We start from the raw sequence: 23,114 nt of genomic DNA, 5'->3' as shown, positions 1-23,114 counted from the left end.
ACCATGAATAAAACTTTCAAAATATATGCTGTAATTTTCATCGTTGTGATGGTTATTTTGGCATTGCTTGAAGTTAATAAAAAAGAAACCACAGATTGGCGCAAAAACTTTGATCCTCATGAAAAATCTCCCTTCGGGTTGTTTGTCTTTGATAATGAAGCGAAAAATCTTTTTAAAAATAATCTGAAGAAAATAGAACAGGCTCCCTACGAATATTATAATCAACATAAAAAAGGTCTTCATAATATCATCGTTATTGAAAGCGATATTGATAAAGAATCGTGGAAAAAGATTTTAGATCAGGTTTCCAAAGGTTCTGATGCCATGCTAATGGTAAGCCGTATGCCAAAGGAAGTTTCAGACAGCATTGGATATTATGATTCCGATATTTCTTTCGAAGAGGAGAATGTCTTGAAATTTACAGACAAAAAGTATGAAAATGATTTTATTATATTAGACAAATTTCCATCAGGTAGAGGATTCTCCTTTATCAAACCAAAGGTTGAGATATTAGGGAAAACAGTGGAAAAAAAGAATACGGATCAGGCCAACTTTATCAAAATAAAGTTTGGAAAAGGAAATATTTATGTTCACAGTGAGCCACTTTTTCTTACCAATTATTACTTACTGAAGCCTGGAAATGTGAAATATGCACAGGATGTTTTTTCTTATCTTCAGGATCGTGAAACAATTTGGTTTGTTGAAAATAACAGTCATGCTTCACGCTTCTTTATGAGATTTATATTATCGAAGCCGGCTTTAAAATATGCATGGTGGGTCTTTCTGGGAGGACTGATACTATTCATTTTCTTTAATGCAAAAAGAAAACAAAGAATAGTTCCTATTGTAGAACCATTGAGAAATACATCCGTAGATTTTGTAAAAAGTATTGGAAATCTTTACCTCCAGGAAGGTGATTTTCATGATATGATGGCTAAAAAAGCTCAATATTTTTTGAGTAAAGTAAGAATTGATTTACTGATTGATACCCAAAATTTAGATACAGAATTTGCTAAAAAGCTACAATTGAAGACCGGAAAATCAATAGACACGATTAATGAAGCAATTGTATTGATTAAAAAAGCACAAGATCCTTATGCGAGTGTAATGAAAGAAGATCTTGCAAGGATCAATACATTGCTGGATGAAATATTAAAATAAAGAAACAAAAGAGTCCCGAAGGGACGATTTAACCCAAGATAGGACTTTGTCCTATCAAAAAAACAAAAAAATATGGAAAACTTCGATAACCAAAATAAACAAGAAGAACAATTTCAGTCGAGGATAGATATGATCGAACTTCGTGCAAGTTTAGATAAAGTAAAATCTGAAATCGCTAAAGTCATCGTAGGACAGGAGAATATGATAGAACATCTATTGGCAGCCCTGTTATCAAACGGTCATGTTTTGATTGAAGGCGTTCCGGGAGTTGCGAAAACCATTACGGCAAAGTTATTGGCTAAAACCATTGATGTAGGCTTCAGCAGAATTCAGTTTACGCCGGATCTTATGCCTTCCGATATTTTAGGAACCTCTGTTTTCAGTGTGAAAAACTCAGAATTTGAATTTAAGAAAGGACCTATTTTTTCCAACTTTATATTAATCGATGAGATCAACAGGTCGCCGGCAAAAACTCAGGCTGCCCTGTTTGAAGTAATGGAAGAAAGGCAAATCACAATGGATGGTATCCGATATATTATGGAAGAACCGTTTTTGGTGGTAGCTACCCAAAACCCAATAGAACATGAGGGGACTTATAGACTTCCTGAAGCTCAATTGGATCGCTTCTTATTCAAGATTAATGTAGGATATCCTAACCTTGAGCAGGAGATTTCGATTATTAAAAATCAACATGAAAGCAAGAAAGAAGATAAAACTGAAGTTGTAAACCGCGTGATTACGGCAGAACAACTAAAAAATTATCAACATTTAGTAAAAGAGATCATCGTAGAGTCTCAATTGATGGAATATATTGCGAAAATAATCATCAATACCAGAGAAAATCAATTCTTATATCTGGGAGCATCTCCGAGAGCTTCACTTGCCCTTCTTACAGCATCAAAAGCATTTGCTGCATTGAGAGGAAGGGACTTCGTGACACCGGAAGATATTAAAGAAGCTAGTTATGCTGTTTTAAGACATAGAGTAATTGTTTCTCCGGAAAGAGAAATGGAGGGACTTACCGCTGATGAAATTATCCGTCAAATCTTAGAAGGAATAGAGATCCCGAGATAGGTTTAATAGGTAGTAGATGATAGGTAGCAGGTAACAGGTAGCAGCTGATAGTGAGTGAATGTTTAAAAAGTTACAGAATTATTATATATGGCAAATTTTAAAGAGCTTTTAGTTTGGCAGAAATCGATTGATTTTGTTACTGAAATGTATAGGATTACTAAAACTTTTCCCAAAACCGAAATCTACGGGTTAATATCACAAATAAGAAAGTCTGCTGTTTCTATACCTTCTAATATTGCTGAGGGAAACTCGAGAAGGAGTAAACCGGATTATTTACAGTTTTTAAAAATAGCAAGAGGCAGTTGTGCAGAAGTGGAAACACAATTAATAATTTCAAAAAATCTTGGGTTTTTAAATGAAGATGATTATTTAAAACTAAATGAAAGGATTATAGGAATATCTAAAATGTTGAACGGACTTATTAATTCCCTACAATAATAATGATTATGAAAAGCTAATAAGCATCCACATAAACTAAAACCTATAATCTGCAACCTGCAACCTAAATAATGAAAAACTTATACATCAATACACGTTTCTTTTTTGCACTCATCGGAGTGGGAATACTGTATGTTCTGGCATTTTTCTTTCCGGGGATGATGTGGGGTGCCCATATCGTCCTGTTGATCTGTTTCCTTGCAGTAATGGTGGATTACCTGTTGTTGTTCAACCAAAAAAATGCATTGCAGGCCCAAAGAATACTGCCGGAAAAGCTTTCCAATGGTGATGAAAATTTTGTAAAGATTGATATTAAAAATAATTACAACTTTAAAATCACGACTAAAATTATTGATGAAATCCCTTTTCAATTTCAAAAGAGAGATTTTTTAATTGAAAAACAAATTAATTCCGGAGCAAATACATTTTTTCAATATTCATTAGAACCTAAAGAAAGAGGTGAGTATCATTTCGGAAGCATGAATATTTATGCCTCATCACCTTTAGGGTTTGTTTCCAAAAGATATAATTTTCAGAAAGATGCCATGCTGGCTGCTTATCCATCTTTTATCCATCTCAGAAAATATGAGTTGATGGCTTTACAAAGTGAATTTTTGTTAGGTGGTATCAAGAAAGTGAGAAAATTGGGTCATACCATGGAATTTGAACAAATCAAAGACTATGTTCCCGGAGATGATATCAGGACAATCAACTGGAAAGCAACTTCCAAAACCAATCGTCTGATGGTAAACCAGTTTCAAGACGAAAAATCACAGCGTATTTTTATGTTGATTGATAAAGGAAGAACCATGAAAATGCCTTTTAACGGATTAAGTTTATTGGATTATTCCATCAATGCAACAATGGCTTTGTCTCACATTATTTTAAGGAAAGGAGATAGAGCTGGGATGATGACTTTTTCCAAAAAAGCCGAAAATAAAATTGCTGCAGACAATAAATCAGGACAATTAAAGAAAATATCTGAGGCCCTTTATAATATTAAAACAGATTTTTTTGAAAGTGATTTTAACCGATTATATCAGGATGTAAAATATTCTATCAATCAAAGGAGTTTAATTTTACTTTTTACCAATTTTGAAACATTGGATGGGTTGAATCGTCAGTTAAAATATCTTCGAGGAATCGCCAAAAACCATTTATTAGTGGTCGTTTTTTTCAAAAATTCAGAATTGCAGACTTTGATTCACAAGAACCCTGAAAATATGCAGGAAATTTATGATGAGATTATTTCTGAAAAATTTGAATTTGAAAAGAAACTCATTATTCAGGAACTTCGTAAATATGGTATTTATACAGTGTATACACTTCCGGAAAATTTAAATATCGATGTTATCAATAAATATTTAGAGATAAAAGCAAGAGGAATTTTATAATTTTGTAATAAGCAATAAGCAATAAGCAATAAGCAATAAGCAATAAGCAATAATGAAAATAACACTTAACAGAATAAACGACGATTTTTTATTTGAATGTACCAATTCTCAGGGAAATTCTATCCTTTTGGATAACACATCACAGCCTGGAGCAAAAGGTGTATCTCCAATGGAAAGCGTATTGATGGCAGTCGCAGGATGTAGCGGAATTGATGTAGTTTCCATTTTAAAGAAACAACGTCAGGATATTAAAAACTTCCAGGCGGAAGTAGAAGGAGAGAGAGTTCAGGTAGATGATGCAAAACCTTTTAAATCTATTAAAGTAAAATTCCTCTTAGAAGGAGAAATTGACCCTAAGAAAGCATTAAAAGCAGCGGAATTGTCTTTTGAAAAATATTGTTCAGTATCCAAAACGTTAGAACCTAACGTAGAAATCGGATACGAAGTATTCGTTAACGGAGAAAAAATTTAAAACGATACATGAGGCTTTTACGCCTCATTTTTTATTTTGCCACGAATTCACGAATAATTTTAATTTTATAAAGTTGATGTAGTAAAGAATTTAGATACATAATTTTTAAGCATCAATTATCTTATTCGTGTATTAGTGGCAAAAATATAGTGTACAAAAAAGAAACCGGATGAAATATCCGGCTTTTTTATTACTCATTACCTATTACTCATTGTTCATTAGAAGGTAAGTCTTGGTTTTATCAATTTAGCCACTGTAGCCGTCCATCCCGTTTGATGAGAAGCTCCAACACCACGTCCATTATCCCCATGGAAATATTCAAAGAAGGTGATATAATCTCTGAAATGTTCATCATAATTGAACTTTGGATTACCTCCATTAAAAGCCCGTTGTCCGTGTTCGTCCTTTAAAAATATCGAACAAAGCCTTTTGCTGATGTTTTGGGCCACTTCATCAAGGTTTTTCTTATCACCGCTTCCGGTCGGAAATTCCACCTTCAGACTATTTCCGTAATAGTAGTGAAAACGTTGTAAACTTTCCACAATCAGAAAATTAATAGGGAACCAAATCGGCCCACGCCAATTACTGTTTCCCCCAAACATTCTGCTGTCGCTTTCCGCAGGAGTATAGTATACCATGTTTTCTGTACCATGCACAGAAAATACAAACGGATTTTCCTCATATACTTTAGACATGGCACGGATTCCATAAGAGCTTAAAAACTCCTTTTCATCCAGCATTCTGTTCAACACTTTTGTCAATCTGTTTTTTCGAAGAATACTCATAAGGTGTTTTCTGCCCTGTCCTTCTTCATCCCAATGGGAAACAAGTTTTGTGAGTTCCGGCTTATTTTTTAAGATCCATTCCATTCTGGCCTGAAAATTCGGCATCTTTTCTAATAATCTATGATCAACAATTTCTACAGCGAATAAAGGAATTAATCCCACGATACTTCTTAGTCTTAAGGATACACTATCTCCATTTCCAAGCTGAAGAACGTCATAGAAAAATCCGTCTTCTTCATTCCATAGACCTTTCGTCCCTTCACCCAGGTTTTCCATTGCTTCCGCGATATAAAGATAATGCTCAAAAAACTTGATAGCCATATCTTCATATACCTGATAATATTGAGCCAGTTCCATGGCAATTCGCATCATGTTGAGAGCATACATTGCCATCCAGCTTGTGCCGTCTGCCTGTTCAAGATGTTGGCCGTCTTTTAAAACCATATTTCGGTCAAATGCACCAATATTATCAAGTCCAAGAAATCCGCCTCCGAAAATATTCTTTCCATTCTTATCCTTTCGGTTGACCCACCAGGTAAAATTAAGAAGGAGCTTTTGGAAAACTTTTTCAAGGAATAAGAGATCGGGGTTTCCATTATTTTTTTCATCAATTTTAAAAACCCGGAAGCAAGACCATGCATGTACCGGTGGATTTACATCACTCATATTCCATTCATAAGCCGGAAGCTGCCCATTGGGATGCATATACCATTCTTTGGTCAATAAAAGCAATTGCCCTTTCGCAAACTCCGCATCAATGATGGATAATGGAACGCAATGAAAAGCCAGATCCCAGGTAGCATACCATGGATATTCCCATTTATCGGGCATTGAAATAATATCTTTATTGTGAAGATGGTTCCACTCTGTATTTCTTACATAATCATTAAAATTTCTTGGGGCTTCAAAATTAGGATCCCCCTTCAGCCATTTGCCTATATTGTAATGATAGAATTGTTTATTCCAAAGAAGTCCGGCGAAAGCTTGTCTTTGGACATTCTTTTCATCTTCATTAATGGGGTCGTTTTGAATTTCATTGTAAAATTCCTCGGCTTCCGCTATTCTGATCGTAAAGATATCATCAAACTGAGCAAAAGGATCGTCAGTCTCGTCCGGACATAATCTGAATTCAAAAGTCTTGGATTGTCCTGCTCCGATAAGCTCATCAATCAGGAAAGAAGCTTTAGTCCCTCTTTTTTCAGGATTCACCGTATTGCTTTGATGGATAATAAAATCATTGATACCATCTTTATAATAAGTATTTTCAACCTGAGGAGTTCCGTAAAGTTTCTGTGTATTGGTTTCGTTATCACAGAACACACTGGTTGCATTTCTGTTTCTCGCATAGAGCTTCTTAATGGAAATGCTATCATGTCCTATATTGATACTTCCATCTTGGGAAGCATTCATTTCTCCTTTATAAGTATTATATCCCCATTTCCAGTTATTTCTGAACCACATAGTTGGGATTACAACAATAGGAGCATCGTGTTGACTACGGTTGCAGATTGTTATTCTGGTTAAAATATCATTGTGATCGGCTTTACAATATTCAATGAAAATATCAAAATATTCATCATTGTCAAAAATTCCGGTATCAAAAATTTCATACTCAGGTTCCTGCTTACTGCGTCTACCGTTTTCGATAAGAAGTTCATCGTAAGGAAACTCATTGATCGGATATTTATACACCATTTTCATATAACTATGAGTAGGTGTATTGTCCAGATAATAAAAGATTTCTTTGATATCTTCACCATGATTTCCCTGAGGGTTACTCAATCCGAAGAATCGTTCTTTTATCATTTTATCTTTCTTATTCCAGAATGAAAAGGCAAAACAGAAGAGCTGTTTTACATCAGAAATACCGGCTATACCTTCTTCTCCCCATCGGTAAGCATAGCTTTCTGCATTATTGTGATTGGTATAGTTCCAGGCATTTCCGTTCGGACTGTAGTCTTCACGTACATTTCCCCACTGCCGGTTGCTTACATAAGGTCCCCAGTTTTTCCATTTGGTATCTTGTAATCTTTGTTTTTCGGCGGTCATATATCATCATTTTTCTATACGAAGTTAGTTTTTTTGAAAAGTAATTCCAATTTTTTTCATCTGAAGAATTTTTAATATGGCTCTGAAATACTTGTGTTTACGGTATTTTTTAAATATTAAATTAATTTTTTTTTGAAATTAAAAGAAAAGAACTACCTTTGCACCATTCGTTCATTCAAATATTGAAAATGTTATCAAGAAAGGTTGAGGGATTAGACCCTATGAAACCTTAGCAACCCTTTGCGCAAGCAGAGAAGGTGCTACGTTCTACCAAATAATTTTGGACAGATAACTCACTGAAGTTCTTTTCAGCCATTTCCTGTGGCATTTTCAATTGTATTAAAATAATAGAATTGAAAACAGAACTAAACTATATTAATCTTTCGTATCAGACAAATTCTCAAAAGGAATATCATATCTCGTTAAGCTATGAGCTTTTCGGGAAAGACTTGTTTACAGCTCCAATCATTTTGATCAATCATGCACTTACCGGAAATTCTAACGTATCCGGAGACAAAGGTTGGTGGAAACAATTGATTGGTGAGAGTCAGGTGATCGATACCAAAAAATACACAGTTCTGTGTTTCAATATTCCCGGAAACGGTTACGATGATACTTTAATTGAAAATTATGAAGACTTTACTCCTTCAGATATTGCCAATATATTCCTGGAAGGATTGGAAGCTTTACATATTCAAAATATATATGCCATTATTGGAGGTTCTTTAGGTGGAGGAATCGCTTGGGAGATGCTGGCCAAACAACCCAAGCTTGCAGAGATTTTTATTCCGATAGCTTGTGATTACAGAACTCATGATTGGCTGCATGCACAATGTTTGGTTCAGAAATTTTTATTGAATTCATCAGATAAGCCATTACAAAAAGCAAGAATTCATGCCATGTTGTGTTACAGAACTCCACAGTCACTCAATGACAGATTTCAAAATACATACAATCAGGAAAAACAACGCCTGGAGTCAGAAGACTGGTTGGTTTATCACGGTAATGCATTAAACGAGAGATTTAGTTTAAAGGCATACAGACTGATGAATCATCTGCTGATGAACATTAACACTGAAGAATCTGTCCTGGAGAAAATAGAGGCACGAATGCACATGATCTCCGTTGATACAGATTTATTCTTTCCCGCTTCTGAAATCCGAATGTGCTTTGAAAACTTACAGAAGAAAAAGGATAATGTTTCTTATCACGAGATCCAATCTATACACGGGCATGATGCCTTCCTAATGGAATATCAACAATTAAATAATATCATAAAAAACATTTTATAGAGTCATGAAAAATGCTAACGAAATAAAATTTTTGAAAAATAGATCAATCGTTAAATTTGAAGGAGAAGATTTCTTAGGTGAAATCGGGATTGATGGACGAATTTTTAAAGCGCTTACTTTAGCGCGTATCAGTGTAGGGGTAATTTCTCAACAAGCTATAGAAAATGGAATTTCTATTTTGGTTCATGAAAATGATGCGGAAAAAGCAGTAGCTTGTCTTATCGATGAATTTGAAGCAGAAAGAAGATCAGGAAAAGTTTCTCAGATATACAGTATCAACAATGTTTCTGTTATTGGTTTTGTAGCAGAAGATTTTAATAAAGTTTTTGCAGAACTAGCCAGAAATAATGTTTTCCCATTGCTTTTAAATCAGGTTGCCGGTGAAAACAGAGTGAATATAGTAGTGACATCTTCACAAGATGAAAAGACAAAGAACATCATAGAATCTGAAATCTTTAAGAAGCCAAAAACCGTTCATTTAGCAATTATAGGGCATGGTAATGTAGGAAAAACATTAATAGAACAGGTTCTTGAATCTTCGGAAGAAATTAAAAGACGTAAAAAAATAGACCTTAAAGTAGTTGCAGTAGCCAATTCACAGAAAATAGCCTTTAACAAAAAAGGATTTGATACCAATTGGAATGATGAGGTTTTAACAGCAGAAAATCCTTCTAATGTTGAAGAATTGATCAATTTTTCTAACGAAAATCAATTGGAGAACCTTATTGTTGTAGATAATACGGCAAGTAAGGATTTTGTTAAAAATTATCATGCTTTGGCAGAAAACGGGTTCGATCTGGTTTCTTCTAATAAAATTTTCAACACACTTCCTATTGAAGAATACCGTAAACTAAGATATACGTTGAATAAAAATAATAGACGTTATCTCTATGAAACCAATGTGGGGGCTGGTTTACCGTTGATTGATACAATTAAGTTGCTGCATCTTTCAGGAGAAAATATCACAAGGATTAAAGGAGTGTTCTCCGGAACATTGAGCTATGTTTTCAATAATTTTTCTTTGAGAGATGATACATTCTCAACAATCGTGAATGAAGCTTTAGAGAAAGGTTACACAGAACCAGACCCAAGAGAAGATCTTTCAGGAAATGACGTAGCAAGAAAACTATTGATTTTAGCCAGAGAATTAGACCTAATCAATGAATTTGAAGATATAAACATTCAAAACCTGGTTCCGGAAAACTTATTATCGGTTTCAAAATCAGAATTCCTTTCAAGATTAGAAGAACTGGATGCAGAATACCAAAAGATCAAAGAAAGTCAGGAGCCTGGTCACGTATTACGTTATGTAGGAGATCTTCACGGAAATTTACAGGAAGAAAAAGGACAGCTTGATGTAAAACTGGTTTCCGTACCGGGAAGTTCAGCATTAGGACAGCTGAAAGGTTCAGATTCCATCTTTGAGATCTACACAGAAAGTTATGGTGAAAATCCAATCGTAATCATGGGAGCCGGAGCCGGAGCACAGGTAACCGCAAGAGGAGTATTCGGTGATATTTTAAGACTAAGTGAAACAAAATAATCGTACAAAATAAATCAACAATGTATCAAATGATACTAATCCCGAAGGGATGATTTAGACCAGGATAGAATAAAATTCTATCAAACAACCAAATATAATAATCACACGGCATTTATATATAAATATACCCATTTAAAATAAACGCATCGTCATTAAACATTGGTAAAAACATCATAAAGATACATTGTACATCAATTAAAACTATATGGAAAATTTCGAAACATCAGCAATAAGAACCCAAACGGAGAGATCTCAGTTTGATGAGCATTCCACACCACTATATCTTACTTCCAGTTTTATTTTTCAGGATGCTGAAGATATGAGAGCAAGCTTTGCTGAAGAAAAACCTAAGAACCTATACAGCCGTTTCTCCAATCCGAACGTAAGTGAATTTACGGAGAAGATTGCAAAAATGGAAGGAGCAGAAGCTGGCTACGCATTTGCAACAGGAATGGCAGCCATCTATTCAACATTTGCCGCATTATTAAGTGCAGGAGATCACATTGTAAGCTGTCAGTCGGTTTTTGGCTCTACTCATACTTTGTTTACCAAATATTTCCCGAAATGGAATATTGAAACCACTTACTTCAAAGCCGAAGATGCTGAGAATGTGGAACAATATATTAAACCGAATACAAAGATCTTATACCTTGAAACGCCTACAAATCCGGCCATTGAAATCCTGGATCTTGAGTTTTTCGGACAAATAGCGAAAAAACATAACCTTATTTTTATTGTAGATAACTGCTTTGCAACACCTTATCTTCAACAACCTATCAAATATGGTGCAGATGTTGTTGTACACTCTGCAACGAAGTTGATTGATGGGCAGGGAAGAGTTTTAGGAGGAATAGCCGTAGGAAAAGCAGACCTGATCAGAGAAATCTATCTTTTCGCAAGAAATACAGGACCTGCATTGTCCCCTTTTAATGCATGGGTATTATCAAAAAGCTTGGAAACTTTAGCAATCCGTGTGGAAAAACACTGTGAAAATGCATTGAAGGTAGCTGAGTTTTTGGAAAACCATCCTAATGTAGAATTGGTAAAATATCCATTCCTGAAATCCCATCCAAATTATGAAGTCGCCAAAAAGCAAATGAAGCTTGGAGGGAATATTGTTGCTTTTGAAATTAAAGGCGGAATAGAAGGTGGTAGAAAGTTTTTAGACAAGATACAAATGTGCTCACTTTCTGCTAATTTAGGTGATACAAGAACGATTGTTACCCATCCGGCATCTACAACGCACTCCAAACTGTCAGACGAAGAAAGAAATGAAGTAGGAATTACAGCAGGATTAGTTCGTTGCTCAGTAGGCTTAGAAAACGTAGACGACATCATCGCAGACCTAAAGCAAGCCTTAGATTAACCCCAAAGAGCCCCACAGGGGCGATTTAACCCCAAGATAGAACGAAGTCCTATCAAACCCTATCATCCTCATCAACATAAGACTATGACAAATATAGAATCACTAAACAAAGCCCTAAAAGAACGTATCCTCGTCCTGGATGGTGCGATGGGAACAATGCTTCAACGATACAAGTTCGAAGAAGAAGACTACCGTGGAGAGCGTTTCAAAGGCTGGGAACATCCGGTAAAAGGAAATAATGATCTGCTTTCTTTGACACAGCCTCATGCCATTGAAGAAGTTCATAAAAAGTATTTAGAGGCAGGAGCAGATATTATTGAAACCAATACTTTTTCAGGAACTACAATCGCCATGGCAGATTATCATATGGAAGATTTGGTATATGATCTAAATTATGAGTCAGCAAAGATTGCCAGAAAAGTTTGTGATGAATATACTGCCAAAAATCCGGCTAAGCCAAGATTCGTAGCAGGATCTATTGGTCCAACGAACAGAACGGCAAGTTTAAGTCCGGATGTGAATGATCCAGGTTACAGAGCCATTACGTTCGAAGAATTGAGAGTTGCTTACAAACAACAATGTGAAGCATTATTAGACGGTGGTTCAGACATTCTTTTGGTGGAAACCATCTTTGATACATTAAATGCTAAGGCAGCTTTATTCGCTATTGATGAAATTCAGGATGAAAGGGGAATTAAAATACCAATCATGGTTTCAGGGACAATCACGGATGCTTCAGGAAGAACATTGAGCGGGCAGACTGCAGAAGCATTTCTGATCTCAGTTTCCCACCTAAACTTATTAAGCGTAGGTTTCAATTGTGCACTAGGAGCTGATCAGTTGACACCTTATCTTGAAACATTAGCTCATAATTCAGAATTTTATGTCTCAGCATATCCAAATGCAGGATTGCCTAATGCCTTTGGAAAATATGATGAGACCCCGGAAGATATGGCGAGACAGATCAAGGAATATGCAGAAAAGGGATTGATTAATATTATTGGTGGATGCTGTGGTACAACTCCCGAACATATCAAAGCGATTGCTGAGCTGGTAGAAAGATATGAGCCAAGGAAATTGAAAGAATTTGTGTGATTAGATAGATTTTTTTAATTAAAATCAAGAATGTAGGCTGGATTATAAATATTATCTTTAAATAAACCACAAAATTTAATGTAATGGAAAAGCCGAGTTACTTGAAAGATTCAGACGATGCCAAATTGTTTAATGAATTAAGAAAGAAAGTGAACCAACGTGTAGAGGCGATTTCTGAGAACAGAGATATTTACATTCAGATCAAGGCTGTTATTCTACCGTTGATCTATGTTGGTCTATATTTCTTCGCAGTTTTTAATGCAGAGAAACATTGGGTTTACATATTGAGTTTTGTTTTTATGGGAATTTTCCTGGTGTTGATTTATTTAAATTTAATTCATGAAGCCGCTCATAATAACATTTATAAAAGTAAAAGACTGAACTGGATTGTTTTACACATTTTTGATTTCATAGGAGCTAATTCCTATATCTGGAAAAAAAGACATATCGCAAGTCATCACGCTTACCCTAATGTTGACGGATGGGATACGGATATTGAACAGAGTGGTTTATTGTTAATAGTTCCTTGGATTAAAGCAAAAGGAGTTCAGAAGTATCAGCATAAGTTTTTCTTCTTAGTATATCCGTTGTATTTGTTCAATTGGATGTTTATAAGAGACTTCAGAGACTTTTTTGATAAAGAAAGGGTTATTTTAAAAACGCAGGGAAGAATACCTGTTATTGAAAAATTAAAAATGGTGAGCTATAAGCTGTTTTACTTTTTTTATCAGATTGTAGTTCCTGTTATGTTCTTTAAAGTATCAATCGGTTTAGCTTTAGGAGCTTGGTTTTTACAGGTGATTTCGGCAAGCATTTTTGCATTATTTGTTTTATTGCCTTTACATCCACTTCCTGATAATGCCTTCCCAAGACTGAATAAGGATAGCGGACTTCCATTCAGCTGGCTTCGTCACCAATTTGAAGTCACTAATGATTTAAAAGAAAATAATTGGTTTGTGAGAAATGTATTGGGGAATTTTAATTTCCATGTCGCCCATCATTTATTTCCAAACTACAGCTATATGTATTACAATGAGATTACAGAGGAAATAGAAGATTTTGCTAAAGATCATGGTTTAGCTTATAAAAGATTTCCACTGTTCAATGCTTTAGCTAAACATAGGGACTTATTGAGACAGAATGCCAATAATGCCTACTATATTTTAGAAGAATAAAATAGATGAAATATTTAAGATTATCAGGCCTTGAGCCCCTTATCATAACACCGGAGAGTAATTTCATCAATGTTGGTGAAAGAACCAATGTTGCCGGTTCTAAAAAATTTTTAAGACTAATCAAAGAGGAAAAATTCTCTGAAGCATTAGATATTGCCCGCCATCAGGTAGAAGGAGGAGCACAGATTTTAGATGTAAATTTTGATGACGGATTAATCGATGGAAAAGCATCCATGATCAAATTCCTGAATCTTATCGCTTCCGAACCGGATATTGCAAGAATTCCAATTATGGTAGACTCCTCTAAATGGGAGATTCTTGAAGCCGGACTTCAGGTGGCTCAGGGAAAATGTGTGGTGAACTCCATCAGTTTAAAAGAAGGAGAAACAGAATTTATCAAACACGCCAAAGCCATCAAAAGATACGGAGCTGCAGTTATTGTAATGGCATTTGATGAGGTAGGGCAGGCTGACAATCTTGAACGAAGAATCGAAATCTCAAAACGGTCTTATGATATTTTGGTGAATCAGATCGGATTCCCGGCAGAAGATATCATTTTCGACTTAAATATCTTCCCGGTAGCTACAGGAATGGATGAGCACAGAAAAAATGCCATCGATTTTATTGAAGCTACACGTTGGGTAAGACAAAACCTTCCGTATGCATCCGTAAGTGGGGGAGTGAGTAACGTTTCTTTCTCATTCCGTGGAAATGATACCGTAAGAGAAGCAATGCACTCTGTGTTCCTTTATCACGCGATTCAGGCCGGAATGAATATCGGTATTGTAAACCCTGCGATGCTGGAAGTTTACGATGAAATAAATAAGGAATTACTGGAACTTGTAGAAGACGTAATCCTTGACAGAAGAGAAGATGCTACAGAAAGACTTCTTGATTATTCCGAAAAACATAAATCAGTCAAAAAAGAAAAAACTGAAGACTTGGAATGGAGAAACAACCCATTACAAGAAAGAATTACCTATGCTCTGGTAAAAGGAATTGATCGTTTTATTGAAGAAGATGTAGAAGAAGCAAGAAAACTGGCAGAAAGACCACTCCACGTTATTGAAGTCAATTTAATGACGGGAATGGGAGTCGTAGGAGACTTATTCGGAAGCGGGAAAATGTTCTTGCCACAGGTAGTAAAATCAGCAAGAGTAATGAAAAAAGCAGTGGCTTATTTACAACCTTATATTGAAGCTGAAAAAGATGGCTCAAAACCTGCCAACGGAAAAATATTAATGGCCACCGTAAAAGGAGATGTTCATGATATCGGTAAAAATATTGTAAGCGTCGTATTGGGCTGTAATAATTACGAAATCGTTGATCTGGGCGTGATGGTTCCTGCGGAAAAGATTATTCAGACTGCGATTGAAGAGAAAGTTGATGTTATTGGATTAAGCGGATTGATTACACCAAGTCTGGACGAAATGGTGTACATCGCATCAGAATTAGAAAGACAGAACTTAGATTTTCCTCTATTGATCGGTGGTGCCACTACTTCAAAAGCACATACTGCAGTGAAAATCGATTTAAAATATAAAAATGCAGTCGTTCACGTTAATGATGCCTCAAGAGCAGTAAACGTGGTGAGCTCATTACTAGGAGACAGAAATAAAGAATATGTTTCCGATTTGAAGAATGATTATTCAGATTTCAGAGAGAAGTTCCTGAACAGACAGGTGGATAAAGATTATGTATCTATTGGAGAAGCAAGGGAAAATCACTTCAAAATAGATTGGGAAAATGAAGAAATTTTCACACCGAATAATTTAGGTATATCCGTAATCGAAAATCAGGATTTGAGAGAGCTCTTACCTTTTATAGACTGGTCACCATTTTTCAGAAGTTGGGACCTTCACGGGAAATATCCGAATATCTTAGAAGATGAGGTGGTAGGAGTACAGGCGAAGGAATTATTCAAAGATGCTCAGGTTATTTTAAATAGAATTCTGGATGAAAAATTATTAACGGCAAAAGCAATCTTTGGAATCTTCAAAGCAAACTCCAATGAAACTGATGATATTCTGATTTTTGACGAAAATAATAAAGAGCAGGCTAAATTCCTAACTTTAAGGCAGCAAGCTCAAAGATCAAAAGGAAAAGATTACCTGGCATTAAGTGATTTTATCGCTCCACAAAGCTCAGGAAAAACAGATTATGTAGGTGCTTTTTGTGTTACCACAGGATTTGGAACTGATGAGTTGGCAGAAGAATATGAAAAAGCCAATGATGATTACAATGCCATCATGGTAAAAGCTCTTGCAGACCGTTTTGCAGAAGCCTATGCAGAATTTTTACATAAAAAAGTAAGAACAGAATATTGGGGATATGCCGTTCAGGAAGAATTAAGCAACGAAGAACTGATTGCAGAGAAATATAAAGGAATCCGTCCGGCACCGGGATATCCGGCTTGTCCTGACCATTTGGAAAAGAACACGATCTGGAATCTTTTAAAAGTAGAAGAAAAGATAGGCGTTTATCTTACTGAAAGTTTAGCTATGTTCCCAACTGCAGCTGTGTCCGGATATTATTTCGGAAGTCCGCATGCTAAATACTTCGGAGTAGGAAAAATTACAGAAGATCAGTTAAAAGATTATTCGGAGAGAAAAGGAATTTCTTTGCAGGAGGCCAAGAAGTGGCTGTCTCCTAACTTAGCAGATGGAATATAAGTATGAAAAAGCTAACCCTTATTTTATTTTTAATGGTAGCCATTTTTGCTTTTGGGCAGAAATGTAATTATACGACGGCTGTAAATTCGGAAAATTTAAAACAAACAGGGAAGTTTAAGTTATTGATTAGAAACAATGACGAAAAATCTTTAAAAATAAGTAAAGAGCTTATTTTTTGTAATATGAGATTAGAAAAATTAGAATTTTATAATGAAAGAACTAAGACTTTTGAAGCTGCTCATATACCGAAAAAAGATATTGATTGTTTTACTTACCACAATAAAGCCATAAATCTTAGACCAGGTCAAACATACATTTATGATATAGACATTAAATCTGATTTTGACGTACTGCAAAGCAACAAATTCTTTGAAAAGGCTAATGAAAGAAAATATAGATTTAAATTAACCTTTTCAGTGGATGATTATGATAGATGCGGAGAATCTAACACCTTAATAACAGATTGGATTTATAAAAACTAATGAAATTTTAGGTAATTAAAATTAAAATGAAGATAACAGAACACATAAAAAAAGCAAATGGAAAAACTTTGTTCTCCTTAGAAGTTGTTCCACCACAAAAAGGAATAGGTATTGAAGATCTCTATACTAACATTGATCCTTTGATGGAGTTTAAACCACCATTCATTGATGTTACTACTTCAAGAGAGGAATACATCTATCTAGACAAAGGGAATGGCTTAATGGAACGCCGTATTACAAGAATGCGTCCGGGAACATTAGGTATTTGTGCAGCTATTCAACATAAATACAATGTGGATACAGTTCCACACTTACTTTGTGGAGGATTTACAAAAGAAGAAACAGAATATCTTCTGGTAGACTGTATGTATCTTGGAATAGAAAATGTGATGGCCCTAAGAGGAGATGCAATGAAAGGACATCAATATTTTGAACCTACTCAGGGAGGGCATGCAAGTGCAATGGATCTCGTAAATCAAATCAATAACTTAGGAAGGGGGAAATATCTCCATAACGAAGATTCTGTTTGTGATGAATTAAATAAGTTCTGCATTGGCGTAGCCGGTTATCCTGAAAAACATATGGAAGCTCCCTCCATGAATTATGATCTGAAATGGCTGAAACAAAAAGTAGATGCCGGGGCAGATTACATTGTTACCCAAATGTTCTTTGACAATAAAAAATATATTGAATTCGTTCAGAAAGCAAGAGAAATGGGCATTACAGTTCCAATCATCCCGGGGATCAAACCTATTGCAACAAAAAGACATTTAAAGCTATTACCCCAGGTATTTAAAATTGATTTACCGGAAGAGCTGATCAATGAAGTTGAAAGTGCTAAAAATAATGAAGCTGTAAAACAAATCGGAATAGAGTGGGCAATTACACAATGTAAGGAGCTTCTGGGTTTTGGAGTACCTGTCCTACATTTCTATTCAATGGGAAAAAGCGATAATATTAAAAAAGTAGCTGGAGAGCTATTCTAATAAAAGTACCAAAAATGAAGAAACCCCTGTAAAATTCACAGGGGTTGATTTTTTTATTGATTTAAAAATTTAATAAGTTTGATGAGGTCTTCCTCCTTATTTATTTTGATGTTATTGGATTTAACAAATTTTTCAATATCATCTTTTCTTGTAGGAAAAACATCGATAATTTCTTTTATTTTCTTTGGTTTTTTAATGTATCCTTGTTCAGTTTTAATATAGTAAACAGGATCTAATGTATTGAAGCTAGCCGGTCTATCCAATTCATATGAATTTTTTGCCGCAACAGCGTTCTTAAACTCAGCTTTTATTTTTTTATAAAGTGAATTTTTACCACTTACCAACTCAAAAAAGTATCCTCTTAAATCATCACCAGTATCAAGTTTCACCCAGGTTTCCTTTGTTCTGGTAAAAGGACTATCTGGAACTAAAGAATAAGTTTCTTCATCCTTTTTAAATTCAATTTCATCAAAGTATGTATTATAGCGTGCTATAGCAGTTTCGACCTTATTAGATGCAATAAATTTGGCAGGTGAGAATACTTTATCATAGTAGGGAGTTCCTTGTATGTCATCATAGCTTATTCCTTTACTACTTGAATCACCATTTTGATAAAAAGTATGATTCAAGAGACGTGATCCATCATAACTTAAAGTTGTCATCTGCTGTGCAGAAATGGAGACGAACGATACTGATAAAATACTTATGATTATTTTTCTCATAGGATATGGCCTTATTTAGTTTATTCAAAAATACGACTATTATATTATCTTAAACTAATAAAAATGAAAGATTTGTCATTCAATTACAAAATCGGATGCCTTTCAAACTCTTTATTTCTATCAAATAGATACCGGTAAGTAATCAGCTTTCTTGTCACTGTTGTATCAAGATTTTCAGCAATCTTAATCATTTTTGGATTAAAATCACCAATCCATTGAAGTTCCGTAATGGTGAAATCTGTGTGTTTTCTTAAATGTTGTGTCCCCTTCCAGATCATATAACCATCAATCCCTTTCTTTTGCCATTCCGGTATTACACCGAAAACAAGCCCCACCATTTTTTTATTTTTCTTAAATCTTTTTAACCATAAAAATTTAAGCTTTTCGAAAATGCCAAATTTGCCATTCAAATATTTAAACCATTGGTTGAGGTCCGGAAGATTGATCCACATGGCAATTGGTTTTTCATTCTCATAAACGAACCAGGAAATATGATCATTGAGAATAGGTTCCATAGTTTTGAACATCCTCAAAACTTTGACTTCATCTAATTGCTTTCCTTCTCCATGAGATGCCCAGGCTTTATTGTATACCTCAGTAAAATCCCTGGCAAATTTTTTAAGGTTATTCTTTTTCATGGATTGGGAAGAAATCGCAGGATTTTTTCTGTTTCTTTCGTAGGCAATTTTGAAAACACGGGATACCTCTGCAAAAATGGGTCTTGTAAAACAAAGCTGTTCAAAATAAATCTGAAAACCATAATTTTCAAAAAGATCTTTGTAATAAGGTAAATTATAGTTCATGCCAAATAAGGGCTCAATAAAACCTTCAACCAATAATCCCCAGAATTTATCCCGTTCTCCAAAATTAATAGGACCATCCATCGCTTTCATACCTCTTTCCTGAAGCCAGTTTTTACAATAATCAAAAATAAAATCCGCAGTTGGTTGATCATTAATGCAATCAAAAAAGCCAAATCCTCCCGTGGGTTGTTTTTGCCGGTAATGGTTGTTGACAAAAACAGCTACTTTTCCAACCGTTTGATGGTCTTTTTTAAATAAGAACCTTTTGCATTCTCCATTCTTGAAGAATCTATTTTTTTCAGGATCAAAAATTTCCTCAATATGTTTATCTAAAGGACGTATATAATTTTTGTCGTGTTGATAAAGTTGTGTCGGAAATTCCAGGAATTCCCTTTTATGGTCTTTGTTTTGTACTTCTTCGACAATAATCATATAGTTTTAATCAGAGTAGGTTATAAAAGATAATAAATGAAACAATATTATCCGTATTTTTGCTGCAAATTAAATAAAAATGGTTGATTTTACTGATAACGACGATGATATTTTCACAGGAAAAGAACATACGCCTATAAGGGAAGATGCTTTTGATAAATCGCCACAGGAAAAAATTGAAAAAATTACTGAGCTTTTTGGAGAGATTATGGAAACATTAGGTCTGGATATGACCGATGATTCCCTGAAAGATTCCCCAAAGCGTGTTGCCAAAATGTATGTGAACGAGATTTTCGGAGGACTTCTTCCGGAAAATAAGCCGGGTATCTCTACATTTTCCAATAAATATAAATACCGTCAGATGTTGGTGGAAAAAGATATTACTGTATATTCTTTTTGTGAACACCACTTTTTGCCGATTATAGGAAGAGCACACGTGGCTTACATTTCAAACGGAGAAGTAATTGGTCTTTCAAAAATTAACAGAATTGTGGATTACTATGCAAAAAGACCACAGGTTCAGGAAAGACTGACAATGCAGATCGTAGAAGCTCTTAAAGAAGCTTTAGGAACAAAAAATGTAGCATGTATCATTGATGCAAAGCATCTTTGTGTAAATTGCAGAGGAATTAAAGATACTGCAAGTTCTACCATTACAGCAGAACTAAGCGGAATCTTCAGAACAAACCCAATCACAAGACAGGAATTCTTACATTACGTAGGAAGCCATGCAAAACTAGATTAATTAATGAACTACCAGATCCTTAAAAATATTGTAGACGCAGAGCTTCAGAGGTTTCAGATAATTTCTGAAGAAGACTGGAATCACAAGGCAACGCCAGAAAAATGGTCAAAAAAAGAAATAATTGGCCACCTTTGTGACAGTGCTTTTACAAATATCCGTAGATTTGTAGTTACTCAATATAAAGAGAACGAGAATATCGTATACGACCAGAACAGATGGGTAAATGCCCAAAACTATCAGAATGTTCCTGTTTCCGAATTAATTAATCTTTGGAAAGCACTGAACTACCAGATCGTTCATGTTGTAGAAAACATTCCCGATGAAGCATTGCAAAGAACTTGTGATACTACCAAAACAGAACTTCAGAGGTTTACCCTGGAGTTTATCATTAAGGATTATGTAGATCATTTGCATCATCATTTAAAAGCGATTTAATTATGATAAAATTTAAAAAAGTTTCACATAAAATTTTTATCACAACAATTATTTGTTGTGACAGACGTTTATTTTAACTAATTTTTGAATCTTAAAACTATTGAATCTTTTAATAAAAAATAAATGCAACTAAAAATATACAACTCGCTTACAGCGGAAAAAGAAATATTCAAACCAATTTTAGAAGGAAACGTAGGAATGTACGTCTGCGGACCTACAGTGTACAGCAATGTGCATTTGGGGAATGTAAGAACTTTCCTGTCCTTCGATTTTATCTACCGTACTCTAATGCATTTAGGGTATAAAGTGAGATATGTAAGAAACATTACAGATGCAGGTCACCTTACTGATGACGGAGATGTAAATAACGACAGATTCGTTAAACAAACTCGTCTTGAAAAATTGGAACCGATGGAAATTGTACAAAAGTACACCGTTGATTTCCACAAAGTGTTGGAGATGTTCAATCTGCTTCCTCCCAATATTGAACCTACAGCAACCGGTCACATTGTAGAACAGATTGAGCTTACTCAGAAATTAATAGATACAGGTTTTGCTTACGAAAGCAACGGCTCCGTATACTTCGATGTATTGGAATACAATAAAAGAGGGCTAAACTACGGTGAGCTTTCAAAACGTAATATAGAAGAGCTTTTTGCTAATACCCGTGACCTTGATGGGCAAGGGGAGAAAAAGAATCCACAGGATTTTGCCCTTTGGAAAAAAGCATCCCCAGCTCACATTATGAGATGGAACTCTCCTTGGGGAGAAGGCTTTCCGGGATGGCATCTTGAATGTACTGCAATGAGTACTAAATATTTAGGGGAGACTTTTGACATCCACGGAGGAGGAATGGATTTAAAATTTCCTCACCACGAATGTGAAATCGCCCAGGGAAAAGCTTGCAATGGAGCAGCACCAGTACATTACTGGATGCACGCGAACATGCTGACGATGAATTCTCAGCGTATGAGTAAATCTACAGGGAACTATATCCTTCCGATGCAGTTGGTAACCGGGGACAATGACTTCTTTGAAAAACCTTTCCATCCGTCAATTGTACGTTTCTGCTTCCTGCAGGCGCATTACAGAAGTGTTTTAGACATTTCCAATGATGCCATGATTGCCAGCGAAAAAGGATTTATCAGATTGATGGAAGCGATCAAAGTATTGAACTCCATTACACCTGACGATACAAAACAATCAGCATTCAGCCTTACAGAATGGAAAAACAAATGTTATGATGCATTAACAGATGATTTCAACTCTCCAATCCTGATCGCTCATTTATTTGAAGCTGTAAAATACATTTTCGCTTTAAATGATGGTAAAGAAACGATTTCAACAGCAGATCTCGAAGATTTAAAGTCAACATTGAATGCATTTATCTTTGACGTACTGGGATTACAGAATGTAGAAGAAAACAATAATGAGAAGCTTGATCAAACCTTAAAAGTTTTAATCGAATTGCGAAATCAGGCAAGAAAATCCAAGAACTTCGAACTTTCAGACCAAATCAGAGATAAACTGCTTGCTGAAGGTATAGAACTAAAGGACGGAAGAGACGGAACATCCTATGTTCTGAACTAAAAATATAAACTTCGGTTTTACAATCATTCCGTAAGGACTTTATTATAAAGGATTCTTACGGAATTTTTTATAGAAGTTAACCTTACTCAAATAAAGATTTTAGGCTGTCACTTCTCGTTTGCTGTACCGTCAATATCTGTTTCTCATTTCCCAATCTTTCCAATATTTAGAAACTAAAACTGCTCCACTCTCATAGTCTCAAGTTTTTTTCGGAGCTTCATCCCGCTATCCACTCATACTCCTCGCTCCGACGCGCATCCGCTCCAACTCTCCAACCCCCAAACCCTCTTGCTCTTCCATGCTCCAACTCCCAGCTGCGGGGTAATCGTTGCTATGGTAAGTTTACATTACTTAAAATACTTGAATAAATTAGTGTAAAAATTAAACCTAAAGAGTAAAAGCA

19 protein-coding genes and 1 riboswitch are annotated in these 23,114 nt (G+C 35.2%); of the genes, 16 read left to right on the top strand and 3 right to left on the bottom strand.

The window, feature by feature from the left end:
* Positions 1 to 3 precede the first annotated feature (3 nt).
* From CW752_RS03480 to CW752_RS03460, 5 genes are all read left to right on the top strand, one after another.
* Positions 4 to 1,161 carry a hypothetical protein gene (locus CW752_RS03480; protein WP_101238407.1) on the top strand — a complete coding sequence of 386 codons (1,158 nt, stop codon included), beginning with the start codon at positions 4 to 6 and terminating at the stop codon, positions 1,159 to 1,161.
* A 72-nt stretch (positions 1,162 to 1,233) separates the two neighbouring features.
* The gene (locus CW752_RS03475) at positions 1,234 to 2,235 is read left to right on the top strand and encodes an AAA family ATPase (protein WP_101238406.1); all 1,002 of its coding nucleotides are present in this window, start codon (positions 1,234 to 1,236) and stop codon (positions 2,233 to 2,235) included.
* An 87-nt stretch (positions 2,236 to 2,322) separates the two neighbouring features.
* Positions 2,323 to 2,673, top strand: a complete 351-nt coding sequence (locus CW752_RS03470; RefSeq protein ID WP_101238405.1) for a four helix bundle protein — start codon at positions 2,323 to 2,325, stop codon at positions 2,671 to 2,673.
* Positions 2,674 to 2,744: 71 nt separating this feature from the next.
* The gene (locus tag CW752_RS03465) at positions 2,745 to 4,067 is read left to right on the top strand and encodes a DUF58 domain-containing protein (RefSeq protein ID WP_101238404.1); all 1,323 of its coding nucleotides are present in this window, start codon (positions 2,745 to 2,747) and stop codon (positions 4,065 to 4,067) included.
* A gap of 52 nt (positions 4,068 to 4,119) precedes the next feature.
* Complete coding sequence (locus CW752_RS03460) at positions 4,120 to 4,539, top strand: OsmC family protein (RefSeq protein WP_101238403.1); 420 nt, start codon at positions 4,120 to 4,122, stop codon at positions 4,537 to 4,539.
* 218 nt (positions 4,540 to 4,757) lie between these two features.
* On the opposite strand, the gene CW752_RS03455 is transcribed toward CW752_RS03460, so the two are convergent.
* Positions 4,758 to 7,373, bottom strand: coding sequence for an MGH1-like glycoside hydrolase domain-containing protein (locus tag CW752_RS03455; protein WP_101238402.1), 2,616 nt, complete (start codon positions 7,371 to 7,373; stop codon positions 4,758 to 4,760).
* Between the two features lie 188 nt (positions 7,374 to 7,561).
* A riboswitch (SAM riboswitch) is annotated at positions 7,562 to 7,668 on the top strand.
* A gap of 58 nt (positions 7,669 to 7,726) precedes the next feature.
* On the opposite strand from CW752_RS03455, the gene CW752_RS03450 reads away from it, so the two are divergent.
* The 8 genes from CW752_RS03450 to metF all read left to right on the top strand — a co-directional run bounded on the left by CW752_RS03450 (position 7,727) and on the right by metF (position 17,984).
* Entirely contained in the window at positions 7,727 to 8,665 is a 939-nt protein-coding gene (locus CW752_RS03450) for an alpha/beta fold hydrolase (protein WP_101238401.1), read from the top strand.
* Between the two features lie 4 nt (positions 8,666 to 8,669).
* Complete coding sequence (locus CW752_RS03445) at positions 8,670 to 10,208, top strand: ACT domain-containing protein (protein ID WP_101238400.1); 1,539 nt, start codon at positions 8,670 to 8,672, stop codon at positions 10,206 to 10,208.
* Positions 10,209 to 10,413: 205 nt separating this feature from the next.
* Positions 10,414 to 11,574 carry an O-succinylhomoserine sulfhydrylase gene (locus CW752_RS03440; RefSeq protein WP_101238399.1) on the top strand — a complete coding sequence of 387 codons (1,161 nt, stop codon included), beginning with the start codon at positions 10,414 to 10,416 and terminating at the stop codon, positions 11,572 to 11,574.
* Between the two features lie 84 nt (positions 11,575 to 11,658).
* On the top strand, positions 11,659 to 12,669 hold the full coding sequence (locus tag CW752_RS03435; RefSeq protein ID WP_101238398.1) for a homocysteine S-methyltransferase family protein: 1,011 nt from the start codon (positions 11,659 to 11,661) through the stop codon (positions 12,667 to 12,669).
* 83 nt (positions 12,670 to 12,752) lie between these two features.
* Positions 12,753 to 13,844 (top strand): fatty acid desaturase family protein, encoded by a 1,092-nt coding sequence (locus tag CW752_RS03430; RefSeq protein WP_101238397.1) that lies wholly within the window; start codon positions 12,753 to 12,755, stop codon positions 13,842 to 13,844.
* A gap of 5 nt (positions 13,845 to 13,849) precedes the next feature.
* A complete protein-coding gene (gene metH, locus CW752_RS03425; protein ID WP_101238396.1) occupies positions 13,850 to 16,516 on the top strand; it encodes a methionine synthase in 2,667 nt (888 codons plus the stop codon).
* Between the two features lie 2 nt (positions 16,517 to 16,518).
* Positions 16,519 to 16,998 carry a hypothetical protein gene (locus CW752_RS03420; protein ID WP_101238395.1) on the top strand — a complete coding sequence of 160 codons (480 nt, stop codon included), beginning with the start codon at positions 16,519 to 16,521 and terminating at the stop codon, positions 16,996 to 16,998.
* A gap of 26 nt (positions 16,999 to 17,024) precedes the next feature.
* The gene (gene metF / locus CW752_RS03415; protein WP_101238394.1) at positions 17,025 to 17,984 is read left to right on the top strand and encodes a methylenetetrahydrofolate reductase [NAD(P)H]; all 960 of its coding nucleotides are present in this window, start codon (positions 17,025 to 17,027) and stop codon (positions 17,982 to 17,984) included.
* Between the two features lie 53 nt (positions 17,985 to 18,037).
* Here the strand turns inward: metF and CW752_RS03410 are convergent, their stop codons facing one another.
* Both CW752_RS03410 and CW752_RS03405 read right to left on the bottom strand, forming a co-directional pair.
* Positions 18,038 to 18,706: a hypothetical protein gene (locus tag CW752_RS03410; protein WP_101238393.1), complete on the bottom strand. Its 669-nt coding sequence runs from the start codon at positions 18,704 to 18,706 to the stop codon at positions 18,038 to 18,040.
* Between the two features lie 83 nt (positions 18,707 to 18,789).
* Entirely contained in the window at positions 18,790 to 19,941 is a 1,152-nt protein-coding gene (locus tag CW752_RS03405; RefSeq protein WP_101238392.1) for a hypothetical protein, read from the bottom strand.
* A 79-nt stretch (positions 19,942 to 20,020) separates the two neighbouring features.
* Here CW752_RS03405 and folE point away from each other — a divergent pair, with 79 nt between their 5' ends.
* The 3 genes from folE (at position 20,021) to cysS (ending at position 22,711) form a co-directional block, all read left to right on the top strand.
* On the top strand, positions 20,021 to 20,686 hold the full coding sequence (gene folE, locus CW752_RS03400; RefSeq protein WP_045490962.1) for a GTP cyclohydrolase I FolE: 666 nt from the start codon (positions 20,021 to 20,023) through the stop codon (positions 20,684 to 20,686).
* A 3-nt stretch (positions 20,687 to 20,689) separates the two neighbouring features.
* Positions 20,690 to 21,121, top strand: coding sequence for a DinB family protein (locus CW752_RS03395; protein ID WP_101238391.1), 432 nt, complete (start codon positions 20,690 to 20,692; stop codon positions 21,119 to 21,121).
* A gap of 123 nt (positions 21,122 to 21,244) precedes the next feature.
* The gene (cysS, locus tag CW752_RS03390; protein ID WP_101238390.1) at positions 21,245 to 22,711 is read left to right on the top strand and encodes a cysteine--tRNA ligase; all 1,467 of its coding nucleotides are present in this window, start codon (positions 21,245 to 21,247) and stop codon (positions 22,709 to 22,711) included.
* The last annotated feature ends 403 nt before the right edge of the window (positions 22,712 to 23,114 follow it).

This window comes from Chryseobacterium sp. PMSZPI, assembly GCF_002835665.1.
Classification (GTDB): domain Bacteria; phylum Bacteroidota; class Bacteroidia; order Flavobacteriales; family Weeksellaceae; genus Chryseobacterium.
Note: the sequence above shows the minus strand (reverse complement) of the source record. Positions and strands in the feature narration are given on the sequence as shown.